This window comes from Solidesulfovibrio magneticus RS-1 (assembly GCF_000010665.1).
Classification (GTDB): Bacteria; Desulfobacterota; Desulfovibrionia; order Desulfovibrionales; family Desulfovibrionaceae; genus Solidesulfovibrio; species Solidesulfovibrio magneticus.
In genome coordinates this window covers 4,194,656-4,206,804 of record NC_012796.1, presented here as the reverse complement: position 1 = coordinate 4,206,804, position 12,149 = coordinate 4,194,656, and the positions used below count along the sequence as shown (strand labels likewise).

Here is a 12,149-nt window from a genome sequence, read left to right as displayed (position 1 = left end):
TTAGTTTTTTGCGGGTCCAGGCACGGTCCACACCCAGGCCGTTACGGCCAGCAGCACAGCCGCGCCAACGGCGAAGGCTCCGGTGCTTCCGAAAATTGCGGCGGCCAGGCCCGCCGTCAGGGGGCCGGCGCTGTGCCCCACATCCATGATGGCCCCCAGGAGTCCCATTGCGCCACCCCGGTTCTCCCGGCTGCTCAAGTCCGCCACATAGGCGGTGGTGGCGGAGGTGGCCACGGACAAAGCGAGCCCCAGCAACATGGACAGCACGAACAGCGACACAACCCCTGGTGCGAAGGGGATGGCCGCGCAGGCCGCTGCGGTCAGAGCCGCGCCGCAAAGCATCTGCCCCATGCGCCCATGCCGGTCGGAAAAACGCCCGAAGAAGGGTCTGGTCAGCGCCACGGTGACCACCTGGGCCGAGAAAAGCGCGCCCGTCAGCCAGGCGGGATAGCCTCGCTCCTGCGAGACTATGGGCAAAAAAGCCTCAAAGCTGCCGTAGGCGAACAGTATCCCGGCCTCCAGCAGGCACCCGGCCAGAATCCCCTGACTGGCCAGCAGATCACGCAGGCTGTCCTGTAACGAGGAGCGGCACTTTCGCGGCCCCTCGTCACGGCCCTCGAACGTCGGCAGCTTCCAGGTCAGCAGCATGGCCCCCATCCCGGCCAGGCCACACAGTATGTACACGCCGGGAAATCCCAGGCTCAGCGCCGCGCCACCAAGCATCGGGGCCAGGAAGCGGCCGGCCAGCGTGGCGGAGGAAAACGACCCCAGTTTTTCGCCGCGCGCGGCGTTAAAGGCGTCGGCCACAGCCGCCTGGGCAACCGGCATGAAGATTCCCGTGGCCAGCCCATGGTAAAACCGCGCCAGGGCCAACCCCCACACCCCAGACACCAGCAGGTACGCGAATGGCGCGCTGGCGAATATCAGCGAGGAGACCAACAGCATGCCCCGCCTGCCGAAACGATCCGAGCACAGGCCGCCGGGAATCCCCACCAACACCCCGGCCAGGGGTGAGAGCGCGGACACAAGCCCTACGCCCTCCAGCCCGGCCCCCAGGTGCGCCGCAAACAGCGGCAGTACCGGGTTCTTGGCCATGGTGGTGGACAGGATGGCCAGAAATCCCGCCCCGCACAGCAGTCTAAACGGTGAGGGACGCATCCCCCGCCGCCGTGATCAGGCCCTGTATCTCCCGGTGGTAGCCGAAATAACGAGCCATGGTGATGTCGTTCTTGCCGTACTTGGGGTAGGCCTTGAGGATCTCCTCGAAACGCTCCTCGGCGTCGCGCGGGTCCTTCAGAGGGACTTTGCCTTCGGTTAAGATGTCCACCAGCCTGTCCGCATAGATAATGACGCGTTCTTCCAGCTTGTGGAGGGTGTAGTCCTTTTCGGGCAGGCCGAATTCGCGCGCCTCTGGCGCGGTCAGCCCTCCCCAGATGTGTTTCTCCATGACGGCGCGCACTTCAGGCGGAAGCCCGAGCTTTTCGCCCAGTTCCGCGCCAATGCGTCCATGTTCCATGGCGTGGGTCTTCACCTTGCCCAGGTCGTGGAAGAGCGCTCCACGCGACACCAACTCCATGTCCAACGGAACAGGCAACCGCCCGGTGATTTCCAAGGCCAGTTCCGCCACAGCCACACTGTGTGCAACATCCTCCTCAGACATGCCCTGGGCGCGCAGCAACTCAATATCTGACGTGTCGATTGCGGGATGCATATCAGTCCTCCTGTGGAACATTTTTCAAGAACAGGGGGATCGCGGCGACGAGTACAATGGACATGAGGGGGAAGCTTATTTGATATCCCAGCCAGCCGACCAAAAGTCCAGCCAGGATGGGGCCGGACGCGTGTCCGACGTCAAAGATGGTGCCGAACGCCCCCATGGCCGAGCCGAAATGGCGCTGCCGGCACATATCCGCGACCAGGGCGGCGGAAGAAGACGTGACGAGCGCTTCGCCCAGGCCGAAGACCAGGCTTGCGGCCAGAAGCGACCAGAACCCGCCCATGAACGGCACCGCCGCGAACGAGACCGCGCACAGCGCCAACCCGGCCACGATAAGCGGCCTGCGCCCCTGCGCGTCCGAGACGCGGCCCATGAGCGGCTTGGAAAACATGGTCACGATGATCTGCGCCCCCCACAAAAGGCCGGCCTGGAATTCGCTGAGGCCGGCCACTTTGACCGCATAGACGGGCAGGAAGGCTTCCAGGGCTCCCATGGTCATGTTCTGCACGCCCTCCATGGAAGAGGTCGTGACGATGCGCTTGTCCGAGAGCACCTCGCGGATGCCTTCGCGGAAATTCGCCAAGCGCTCTCCAAAGCCCAGACCGTGTTCCACCTTTTCCTCAATGCCGAGCGTCTTGAAGCCAAGGACCATGGCCGCGACGCCGGCCAGGGCGCTCAGGGCGAAAACGAGCCTGAACTGCCACAACACCGGGCTACCGTTGGTCCCGGCGTCCAGAATGAAGCCGCCGATGGGCGCGCCAAGCAACGTGCCGATGATGCCCACGGAAGAAAACCAGGAGAGCATTTCGCCTTTGCGCGAGCCGGCCACGTCGGCGACCACGGCCATGGCCACCGGGCCATAGATGGCCGTGGCCAAGCCATGCAGGAAACGCACAACGACCAGGGCCGAGTAGGATTCAATAAGCAGGTAGAAAAACGGCATCACGCCGAAGACCACCAGGCCGGCCAACATGGTCCGACGTCGTCCGACCACGTCGGACAATGCGCCCGCCGGGAGCTTGAAAAAAATGCCCGTCACCGTGGAAATGCCGACGGCAAGGCCGATGGCCTCCGGCCCCGCGCCCAGAAACAGGGCAAAGAGCGGCAGAACTGGATTGCGGGCCAAAGCGTAGGAAAAACGGGCCAGAAAGCCCACCGTGCACAGATTGTTGAATGCGGACATGCGTATCCTCAGCGGGATGGGGGAAGCCCGACGAGCCTCCCCCGGTCCTGGGTCTAGTGTTTGGGGGCGGCCCGGTCGAAGAAGATGGATTTGCCGTAAAAGCCCACGGGGATGCCCATGGCCACCTCGGCCTTGATGTAGCCCAGGGCACGGGCGGCCGCGCCCACCCGCTGCTGGACGCGATTGTCCAGATTGAGCAGGCTTGCGGTCTTGGCGGCGGAGACCAGGGCCGCGCCGATATCCATCATGCGCATGACGCAATGGGGGCCGCTGTAGCCCATGTCTTTTTCCGTCGTCTGCCGGTGCTTGAGGAATTCCGCGCAGGTGGCAATGCCGCAGGCTCCGCAGTCATAGCCGGCTCCCAGGGACTTCCCCAGTCCGACAAGGACCAGGGCCTGACAGTTCTCGATGTTGGACGCGTCCCGCAACCAGAACGCTTCGTTGGTGCTTTTGGGAGCGTAGTCCCGCATGGCGGCGGCAATTTTTTTGAGGTCGTCGTCCAGGGTGATGACGGCTATTTCCAGGAAGTCCTTCCCCCCGGCCTTCGGTGCGGTCCGGGCGGAAGCGGCCATGAGCTGCGCGACTTGAATGGCGGTTTCTTTCACGGCGGTATCTCCTTGTTATGGTTTGTAGGTTGCCGACAGGGCATCAAAAAGCGGCAGCGCGGCCGCGACGAGCTGCTCGTCGTCCCGCAGCGTCGCAAGCAAGCCGTCCAGGAGGCGTTTGAGGCCGGCGGCCTCGGCCGGGGCCGTGTCCATTTCCTCAAGGTCGATGGCTCGAAGCGTGGCGACAAGGCCGGCGGGAACTTCTTGAGCAAGCTCGAATGAGGCGATCACGACTTCAAAGGTGATACGCCCGCCACGATGGGTGAACTCGGTCTCGGGCATGTCGAACCAGACCGCGTCCTGGTTTTTGTCCACTTTGGCGTCGTGGGCCACGAAGACGAGGCGGGCATCCGGGTCGATAAAGCGTTTGACCGCCCAGATCGTCGCCAGCCGATCCACGTAAGGCCGCTGCCTGGTGATCCAGGTCTTGCCGACATAGTCTTCCCGGCGAAGGGTGGTGATGGCGGGCGCGGTGTCAGTGTCGCGGCCATCCAGGAGCGCGGAGAGCTCGTGGAGCAGAGCGGCGGTCCTGGTCCCTTTGCCGCTGGGGAAAAAGTCGCGGGAACGGATGGCTTCCAACCGTCTGCCGCATTTGCGGCGCGTCGAAAGCAGCTCTCGGTCAAGCGATGCGAGGTCTTTGCCTCTGGCCAGGGCCAGGGCTGCGTGCAGTTCCTCGTCCAGGCCGGCGTACTCGGCGTCGCGCTCCCGGGCGAAGGCGTCCATGATGGCCTGATCGTCCAGATAGCGGATGGCTTCGGTTTCGAAAAAGAGCGCTTCGCCTTCCGCCTCCTCGACCTCTTTGGCCAGCCAGGTGAAGTGTTCCGTATGGGCCACGCTGGCAGGCAGGACATAGAGGGAGTTCTTGGCCTGGATAGCGCCGATGGCCTGAAGCCGTCGCCAGACCTTGACGCGGATGGCCTGGCTTTTTGCCGGGAGGGAGAAGGAAAGGACAAGCCATTTGTTGTTCTTCATGAGAACATATTTGATACATATATATCCAATGTCAAGCCCTGATTTGTGGCCATTGTCCTTTAAGTGACCCGGAATGTCTCAAAAAGGGTTGACTGATTTTTGAAGCATAGCTACAGTTTTGATACGTTTTTGACACATCCAAAAGCCATCGTGTGTGGGTCGCTTCGATGTCGGCGCAAAAACGACCGTTTTTGAGGCGATGTCGTCAGAACTTCACGCCCGGACCCTCGCTATTGAGGTGAAGAAGTGAATAGATATATACGCTCTGCAACAAGAAGCATTAATACTTCACTGCCAATTGAAATATCTGATGGGTAGTTTGAAAAGATCAAATTCATGCAAAACTATAGAGAAAGGTAAATGATAATTGGATACGCAAGAGTTAGCACTGACAAGCAAGACCTTAGCTCCCAGATTATACGTTTAAAACAAGCTGGAGCTGAGCGTGTCTACCAGGATGTCATGAGTGGAAAGCGCTTCGACCGTCCGGGCTTGGCCGAAATGATGGCCTTTGCGCGAGAGGGGGATGCCCTCTGTGTGGTACGTCTTGATCGCTTGGGGCGCTCCATGCGGGAACTCCTAGAGATCATGGACCGCCTTAAGTCTCTCAAGGTGGGTTTCAAATCCCTGGAAGAGCAACTTGACACCACGTCGGCAGCCGGTTCCTTGATCTTTCATGTTTTTGCCGCACTGGCTGACTTTGAACGCAGCCTTCTTGCCGAGCGAACTCGTGATGGCTTGGCCGTGGCCAGGGCCAAGGGCAACATGCCTGGTAGACCCAAGGTCGACGACGCCAAGGTCGAGCTTGCCCAACGCCTCCTGGCTGAAGGCCATTCCAAAGCCGCAGCGGCCCGGGCCGCAGGCATCAGTCGAGCCACCTTTCTCCGTCGTCTGGCGCAACTTTAGAATTTTCAGGCAAACGTAACCTGAGAAAACGAAGGGCAGGTGCTTTGAACTCACCTAGGCTCTTTTTCACAGCGTATTCCTTCGCTTGGATATCGAAAACGGTCACGCTCAATTGAAGGTGCAGATGAGGGCTTTGTCTGGCGTATCACCGTACAAAGTGTCCCCGAGGCGGTGTAAACGTTCCTGGCGACTTTCTAAATCGGCTGCCACAAGATGCGCGGAAGCGTATTGGTGATAATTATCCTTCCTCTGGCTGATGAAGGCCTCCCTGGAGAAGGATGAAAAACGTGTCCTTTTGTAATTGTATTAAATATTTGGTTGATCGCTGGGGATTCATGACTCGTCTGTTTTTGGATCGTCTTCTCTATATGATGTAATTAGCTGGTTGTTCGCAAGACATGGCGGATTCTTTGTCGACCAGTTCTTGGAGCGTCTTGGTGTCGTAGACACGCTCCAGGGCCTCTCGCGCTTCATCCCATAAGCCCAGGAAAACACAGGACCCCTTGAGGGCGCAATCGAAGTGGGGGCGGTCCAGTTGGCAGTCGACAGGCGTCATGGGGCCGTCGATGAAGCGGATGATGTCGCCCACGGTGATGTTGGCCGGGGGGCGGCTGAGAAAAAAACCGCCTTCCTTGCCTCGCTGCGAATCCACGAAGCCGCCCTGGCGCAGCTGATGCAATATGACTTCCAGAAACCGCTTGGGAATGGCCTGGTTGGCGGCGATGTCCACCGAGCGCACCGCGCCCTCGCCCTGGCGTTTGGCCAGTTCGAAAAGCGCCCGCAAGGCATATTGGCATTTCTGCGTCACCCACATCGTGTCGTCAGGCCTCATTTGCCCAGGCCGTGGCCCAAGCGTCGGGCTGGGCGGTCAGGTTTGCGCAACGCGCGCCTAGCCGGCCTTGGCTTGCGAGGCCGGACCCACGTCGTGGCCGGGTCGGACGTTGCCCGCCGATCATCCCGTTGCAATGCCGTGGCCGGCCAGGACCCCGCCGTACGCAGCCCGCCTGCGGGCGAACGCGGCCGGGCCGCCTGGCTGGCGCGCCGGCGCGGGGCTGTCCGGCATGGAATTCCAGTAAGTTGATCGTCAAAGTCAAGATTAGCCTTGCCGGCGTCGCCCGTCAAGGCGACGGGGCAGGCGTCAGGCCGCGTCCGCCGCCGCGCGCAGGGCTCGGTCCAGATCTTCCTGGAGATCGGCCGCCGACTCCAGCCCGACAGACAGGCGGACCAGGGCGTCGGTGATGCCCCGCGCCGCCCGTTCGGCCGGGGGCATGGCGGCATGGGACATGGCCGCCGGGTGGGACAGGATGGATTCCACGCCGCCAAGACTGACCGCCACCTTGGGCAGGCGCATGGCCCGCATGAAGGTAGCGGCCGCCTGGGCGTGGGCGAGTTCGAAGCTGAGCACCGCGCCGGGGCCGTCGGCCTGGCGCGCCTGGATGGCGTGGCCGGGGTGGTCGGGCAGGCCGGGGTAATGGACGCGCGCCACTTCGGGCCGCGCCGCCAGCCACGTCGCCAGTTGCCGCGCCGTTTGCTGTTCGGCGGCCAGACGCACGGCCAGGGTGCGCATGCCCCGGGCCAGCAGCCAGCAATCCTGGGGGCCAAGCACCGCGCCGCAGGCGTTTTGCACGGCGTAGAGCCGGCGGCCGAGGTCCGCGTCGGCCGTGACGGCCAGACCGGCCACGAGATCGCTGTGTCCGCCCAGGAATTTTGTCGCGCTGTGCAGGGCGATGTCGAAGCCGTGGGCGAGCGGGCGTTGGAGAAAGGGCGTCATGAAGGTGTTGTCGATGATGGCGAGTACCCCCCTGGCCTTGGCCAGGGCGGCTACGGCCCCGAGGTCGGTCACGGTCAGCAGGGGATTGGAGGGGCTTTCGATGTAAACGGCCTTGGTGCGGGGGCCGATGGCCTTGTCCAGGGCGTCCGGGTCGGTGGTGTCCACGAAGGTCGTTTCCAGGCCCCAGCGGGCGAAGACCGTGGTCAGCACCCGGTAGGCTCCGCCGTAGAGGTCGCGGCCGGCCACGATGTGGTCGCCCGGGGAAAAGAGCAAAAGGACGCTGGTGATGGCGGCCATGCCCGAAGCAAAGGCCAGACCGCGCTCCCCGCCTTCCAGAGCGGCGATGTGCGTCTCCACGGCTTGCCGGGTCGGGTTGCCGCTGCGGGCGTAGTCGAAGCGGCCGGGGCGGGCGGGATCGGCCTGGGCAAAGGTGGAGGCGGTATGCAGGGGCAGGCTCAGGTCGCCGTAGGGCTCGTCGGGGTCCTGTCCGCCGTGGATGAGCAGGGTGGTGAAGTCCATGCGATTGCCTTGGTTCGGGTTTGGCCGGTTGGCCTCACAGCATCGCCTGCAGATCGGCCACAAGGTCGCCGGGGTCTTCCAGGCCGATGGACAGGCGCAGCAGGCCGTCCGTGACGCCGAGCCTGGCCCGGGTTCGCGGGTCGATGTCGGCATGGGTCTGTACGGCGGGAAGCGTGATGAGGGACTCCACGCCGCCCAGGCTTTCGGCGAACAGAAACAGCCGCGCCCGGGCCAGGATTTCGCCCGCCCGGGACGGCTCGGCCAGCTCGAAGGAGACCATGGCCCCGAAGCCGGCGGCCTGCCGTTGCTGGCGGGCGTGTCCGGGATGGTCGGGCCGGCCCGGGTAATGGACGCGGGCCACGGCCGGATGGTTGGCCAGGAAATCGGCCACGACCCGGGCCGAGGCCTGCTGTCGGGCCAGGCGTACGCCCAGGGTTTTCAGCCCGCGCAGGACCAGCCAGCTGTCCAGCGGCCCCAGCCCGGCCCCGGCGGCATTGTGGAAAAAGGCCAGCCGCTCGGCCAGCTCCGGGGCCTTGGCCACCAGGATGCCGGCCACCACGTCGTCATGGCCGCCGAGATACTTGGTGGCGCTATAGACGGCCACGTCGGCGCCGAGCTCCAGCGGGCGCTGGAGCAGGGGCGTCATGAAGGTGTTGTCCACGAAAAAAAGCGCTCCATGCTCCCGGGCAAGCCGGCCAAGGGCCGCCAGGTCGGTCACCTTGAGCAGGGGATTGGTCGGACTTTCGACCAAAAGCGCCCTGGCCCCGGAGGCGAGGGCCGCGGCCACGCTGGGCGTGTCGGCCGTGTCCACGTAGACGGCCTCGATGCCCAGCGGGCGTTGCAGGCGCTCAAAGAGCCGGTAGGTGCCGCCGTAGAGATCCTCGGTGACGACGATCCGGTCGCCCGGGGCGAACAGGCGGCACAGGCAGTCCAGGGCGGCCATGCCCGAGGCGAAGGCCAGGGCCTGGCAGCCGCCGTCGGCAAGGGCCAGGGTTTCCTGCAGGACGTCGCGGGTGGGATTGGCGGTCCTGGTATAGTCATAACCCGTGGACTGCCCCAGGCCCGGATGGCGGAAGGTGGCGGTCTGATAGATCGGCATGGACACGGCCCCTGTGCGGTCATCCCAGCGGGAACCGCATTGGGCCAGACAGGTTTCGAGACGCATGGCCGGTTCTCCCTTAGATGCCTTCGCCCAAGCCAAAGAATTCCCGGGCGGCAAGACGCCGTCGCCGATCCTGGCGGTAGCTGTCGTTGATGGTGCGCCGCAAGTCCTGGAAGGGCCGCGTTCCGTAGAGAACATCACGGTTCACGGGGCGTGGTCCGGGCGTGGTTTCGTCGCAGACCGTCGGCCCGGGCACGGGCGAGAGGCCGATGACGCGTTCGCCAAGGCCCAGGGCTTCGTCCAGATCGGCCGTGGCAATGACGATTGTCCTTGCCGGGGTGACGTCGCCGACAAGCCTGGACAAAAACGCCTCCAGGGCGGGCCGCTCCCCGTGGTCCAGGGGGCCGCACGGGTCGTCCAGGAGCAGCACCGGCGAGCCAAGGACCAGGGCGCGGGCCAGATTGGCCCGCTGCCGCAGCCCTGGGGAGAGTTCCAGGGGCCGCTTGTGCCGGACGTCGCCAAGCCCGGCCAGGACCAGGGCCGCTTCGGCCTGGGCCTGGATCGGTCCGGGCGGCGTGTCGGGCCGGGCCGCGTCGCCGGCCATGACGCAGTTTTCCAGCAGGCTCAACCAGGGAAAAAGCCCGCTATCACAAAGGACAAGCCCCCGGTCCAGATCTTGGCCGGCCACGTCGCGGCCGTCCCAGGTGACGCGGCCAAAGGCCGGTATCTCCAGGCCGGCGAGAAGCCGCAGCAGCAAGGACTTGCCGCAACCGGGCGGCCCATACAGGCAGACGTGCTGTCCCGGCGCGATATGGAACCGCAGATCGTCGAACAGCGTGCGGCCGTCGCGGACGAAACGAAGATCGCCGACGACCAACCCCTTTGCCCGGCCAGCCGGTCCGTTTGGCGACATGGCAAACTCCTAACTCCTTGCGGTTTTGCAGCGGCGCAAGCGCTGGCGTTTAAACATCATTAACTTGGTCGAGTTTCTCGATAAAATAAAGATCTCGGCACGGTCAACCCCTCTTCTCGCGGATGTCCTTGATAAATCAAATAATTACAGTGAGTAACAAATATATACTTTTTTAGTCTAGATTATGGTGAAAAGAGGGCGCGCCCGTGGCCCGCTTGGCGCGCCACCGGGAAGAGACGCGTGGTTGTGTATTTCCTAGTATTTTAATATGAAACTAGCGCCAGGGAGGTTCGTATGGCTGGACCGCAACGTTGGACGCGCCCGGAACTCATGGAACTGCTCGACATCAGGGGCGGCCTGTCCCGGCAGGAGTTGTACGACCGGGCCGACGCCGTGCGCCGGGAGCGCATGGGCGACGCCGTGCCATTGCGCGGGATCGTGGAGTTTTCCAACATCTGCGCCAATGACTGCCTGTACTGCGGCATCCGGGCCACGAACGCCAACATCCCGCGCTACCGCCTCGACGACGCGGTCATCCTGGACCTGGCCAGGGGCATGGAGGGACAAGGGCAGACCACCATTGTGCTGCAATCCGGGGAAGCGCCAAGCCGGGATGGCGATGCGGCCTTGGGGCGGCTGGTGTCGCGCCTCAAGGCGGAAACCCGTCTGGCCGTGACCTTGTCCGTGGGCAACCGGCCCCGCGAAGTCTACGCCCATTGGCGCGACTGCGGCATGGACCGTTATCTGTTGCGCTTCGAGACGAGCGACCCCGCGCTTTTTGCCCGGCTGCATCCGGATTGCACCCTGTCCCAACGGCTGCGTTGCCTGGGCGACCTGCTCGACCTCGGCGTGCAGACCGGCGGCGGGTTCATGACGGGACTGCCGGGGGAGACCTTGTCCACGGGCGCGGACAACATCCTGCTGTGCCGCGACCTCGACCTCGACATGATCGGCCTTGGTCCCTACATCCCCCATCCGGACACGCCCATGGGGCAGTCGCAAAACGTTCACGTCCTGGACCCCGAACGCCATTTCGTGGCCCTGGCCGCCACGCGTCTGGTCAACCCCGACGCCCACATCCCGGCCACCACGGCTTTCGACGCCCTGTTCCCGGGCACGGGCCGCAACCTGGCCCTGACGCGCGGGGCCAACGTCTTCATGCCTAGCGCCACGCCGGTTGCCCGGCGGCCGGAGTATCAGCTCTACCCGGGCAAGCCCTGCCTGGACGAAACCGGCGAGGCCTGCGCCCGCTGCGTTCTCGGCCGTCTGGCCGCCCTGGGCCGCCAGGTGGACCAGGGGCCGGGGCATTCCCGCAAGCCGGGCCGGGCAGTGTCGGGGGAAGGGGCTGTCGGTCGCGGCAATATTCTCGACTAATTTGATATGAAAATGCTCGACAGCCGAACGGGCCTGGTTTATTTTATCATTAACATCATCAAGTTAATGATGATTTTGTTCGCCGCAAACAGCTGACCGGAGGGAAGCGTCATGGCGCAACAGATTTATGCAAATGCTTCGCAGGCCATCGGCGGCACGCCGCTGGTGCGCTTGGGCCGTCTGGCCGCCGGGAAGGGGGCTACGGTCCTGGCCAAGATCGAGGGGCGCAATCCGGCCTATTCCGTCAAGGACCGCATCGGCGCGGCCATGATCGAGGACGCCGAGTCGCGCGGCGTGTTGCGGCCGGGCATGGAGCTGGTCGAGTCCACCAGCGGCAACACCGGCATCGCCCTGGCCTTCGTGGCCGCGGCCAAGGGCTATCCCCTCACCCTCGCCATGCCCGAGACCATGAGCCTGGAGCGGCGGCGGGTGTTGGCCTTTCTGGGGGCCAAGCTGGTGCTGACGCCGGGCGGCGAAGGCATGGCCGGGGCCGTGCGCCGGGCCGAGGCCATGGCCGGGGCCGACCCGCAGCGCTATTTTCTGCCCCAGCAGTTCAAGAATCCGGCCAATCCGGCCATCCACGAGCGCACCACCGGCCCGGAAATCTGGGCCGCCACCGATGGCGCGGTGGACGTGGTGGTCAGCGGAGTGGGCACCGGAGGCACCATCACGGGCATCTCCCGATTCCTCAAAAACACCCAGGGCAAGGCGGTCGAAAGCGTGGCCGTGGAACCGGCGGCAAGCCCGGTCATCAGCCAGACCCTGGCCGGCCTGTCCCCGGCTCCCGGACCGCACAAGATTCAGGGCATCGGCGCGGGATTTATCCCGGACACTCTGGATATGACGCTGCTCGACCGGGTGGAGCGGGTGGAAAACGACGAGGCCATCGAGGCGTCGCGGCGGCTGGCCCGGGAGGAGGGCATCCTGGCCGGCATCTCTTCGGGCGCGGCCGTGGCCGCCGCCTTGCGCCTGGCCGGTCTGGACAGCCACGCCGGCAAGACCATCGTGGTCATCCTGCCCGACGCGGCCGAACGCTACCTGTCCACGGCGCTGTTTGAAGGCGTGGGGGAAGCGTAACCCCCTTTCC

At 64.3% G+C, this 12,149-nt stretch carries 12 protein-coding genes; 3 read left to right on the top strand and 9 right to left on the bottom strand.

From position 1 onward, the window contains the following. The 5 genes from DMR_RS17425 to DMR_RS17405 are packed head-to-tail and all read right to left on the bottom strand — an operon-like array spanning window position 1 to window position 4,477. Window positions 1-1,158 (bottom strand): MFS transporter, encoded by a 1,158-nt coding sequence (locus DMR_RS17425; protein ID WP_015862358.1) that lies wholly within the window; start codon window positions 1,156-1,158, stop codon window positions 1-3. Beyond that, a complete protein-coding gene (locus DMR_RS17420; RefSeq protein WP_015862357.1) occupies window positions 1,139-1,711 on the bottom strand; it encodes an HDIG domain-containing metalloprotein in 573 nt (190 codons plus the stop codon). Before DMR_RS17420 ends, DMR_RS17425 begins: the two co-directional genes overlap by 20 nt. Window position 1,712: 1 nt before the next feature. Continuing rightward, window positions 1,713-2,900 (bottom strand): MFS transporter, encoded by a 1,188-nt coding sequence (locus tag DMR_RS17415; RefSeq protein ID WP_015862356.1) that lies wholly within the window; start codon window positions 2,898-2,900, stop codon window positions 1,713-1,715. Between the two features lie 53 nt (window positions 2,901-2,953). After that, window positions 2,954-3,505 (bottom strand): ferredoxin domain-containing protein, encoded by a 552-nt coding sequence (locus tag DMR_RS17410; protein WP_015862355.1) that lies wholly within the window; start codon window positions 3,503-3,505, stop codon window positions 2,954-2,956. Window positions 3,506-3,520: 15 nt separating this feature from the next. Continuing rightward, window positions 3,521-4,477, bottom strand: a complete 957-nt coding sequence (locus DMR_RS17405) for a chromate resistance protein ChrB domain-containing protein (protein WP_015862354.1) — start codon at window positions 4,475-4,477, stop codon at window positions 3,521-3,523. Between the two features lie 360 nt (window positions 4,478-4,837). On the opposite strand from DMR_RS17405, the gene DMR_RS17400 reads away from it, so the two are divergent. Next, window positions 4,838-5,383 (top strand): recombinase family protein, encoded by a 546-nt coding sequence (locus DMR_RS17400; protein ID WP_015862353.1) that lies wholly within the window; start codon window positions 4,838-4,840, stop codon window positions 5,381-5,383. 364 nt (window positions 5,384-5,747) lie between these two features. On the opposite strand, the gene DMR_RS17395 is transcribed toward DMR_RS17400, so the two are convergent. From DMR_RS17395 to DMR_RS17380, 4 genes are all read right to left on the bottom strand, one after another. Beyond that, a complete protein-coding gene (locus tag DMR_RS17395) occupies window positions 5,748-6,197 on the bottom strand; it encodes an RrF2 family transcriptional regulator (protein ID WP_043601007.1) in 450 nt (149 codons plus the stop codon). A gap of 324 nt (window positions 6,198-6,521) precedes the next feature. After that, the gene (locus DMR_RS17390) at window positions 6,522-7,673 is read right to left on the bottom strand and encodes a trans-sulfuration enzyme family protein (protein ID WP_015862351.1); all 1,152 of its coding nucleotides are present in this window, start codon (window positions 7,671-7,673) and stop codon (window positions 6,522-6,524) included. A 34-nt stretch (window positions 7,674-7,707) separates the two neighbouring features. Further along, entirely contained in the window at window positions 7,708-8,838 is a 1,131-nt protein-coding gene (locus tag DMR_RS17385) for a trans-sulfuration enzyme family protein (RefSeq protein WP_015862350.1), read from the bottom strand. Between the two features lie 13 nt (window positions 8,839-8,851). Then, window positions 8,852-9,688, bottom strand: coding sequence for an ATP-binding cassette domain-containing protein (locus tag DMR_RS17380; protein ID WP_015862349.1), 837 nt, complete (start codon window positions 9,686-9,688; stop codon window positions 8,852-8,854). Window positions 9,689-9,982: 294 nt separating this feature from the next. On the opposite strand from DMR_RS17380, the gene hydE reads away from it, so the two are divergent. Both hydE and cysK read left to right on the top strand, forming a co-directional pair. Beyond that, window positions 9,983-11,062: a [FeFe] hydrogenase H-cluster radical SAM maturase HydE gene (gene hydE, locus DMR_RS17375; RefSeq protein WP_015862348.1), complete on the top strand. Its 1,080-nt coding sequence runs from the start codon at window positions 9,983-9,985 to the stop codon at window positions 11,060-11,062. Between the two features lie 111 nt (window positions 11,063-11,173). Further along, the gene (gene cysK / locus DMR_RS17370; protein WP_015862347.1) at window positions 11,174-12,139 is read left to right on the top strand and encodes a cysteine synthase A; all 966 of its coding nucleotides are present in this window, start codon (window positions 11,174-11,176) and stop codon (window positions 12,137-12,139) included. The last annotated feature ends 10 nt before the right edge of the window (window positions 12,140-12,149 follow it).

Coding starts and splice junctions, on each gene's coding strand:
- DMR_RS17380 (WP_015862349.1), bottom strand. CDS start 9,688: ATGTCGCCAAACGGACCGGCTGGCCGGGCAAAGGGGTTGGTCGTCGGC.
- DMR_RS17400 (WP_015862353.1), top strand. CDS start 4,838: ATGATAATTGGATACGCAAGAGTTAGCACTGACAAGCAAGACCTTAGC.
- DMR_RS17420 (WP_015862357.1), bottom strand. CDS start 1,711: ATGCATCCCGCAATCGACACGTCAGATATTGAGTTGCTGCGCGCCCAG.
- DMR_RS17390 (WP_015862351.1), bottom strand. CDS start 7,673: ATGGACTTCACCACCCTGCTCATCCACGGCGGACAGGACCCCGACGAG.
- DMR_RS17405 (WP_015862354.1), bottom strand. CDS start 4,477: ATGAAGAACAACAAATGGCTTGTCCTTTCCTTCTCCCTCCCGGCAAAA.
- DMR_RS17395 (WP_043601007.1), bottom strand. CDS start 6,197: ATGTGGGTGACGCAGAAATGCCAATATGCCTTGCGGGCGCTTTTCGAA.
- DMR_RS17415 (WP_015862356.1), bottom strand. CDS start 2,900: ATGTCCGCATTCAACAATCTGTGCACGGTGGGCTTTCTGGCCCGTTTT.
- DMR_RS17425 (WP_015862358.1), bottom strand. CDS start 1,158: ATGCGTCCCTCACCGTTTAGACTGCTGTGCGGGGCGGGATTTCTGGCC.
- hydE (WP_015862348.1), top strand. CDS start 9,983: ATGGCTGGACCGCAACGTTGGACGCGCCCGGAACTCATGGAACTGCTC.
- cysK (WP_015862347.1), top strand. CDS start 11,174: ATGGCGCAACAGATTTATGCAAATGCTTCGCAGGCCATCGGCGGCACG.
- DMR_RS17385 (WP_015862350.1), bottom strand. CDS start 8,838: ATGCGTCTCGAAACCTGTCTGGCCCAATGCGGTTCCCGCTGGGATGAC.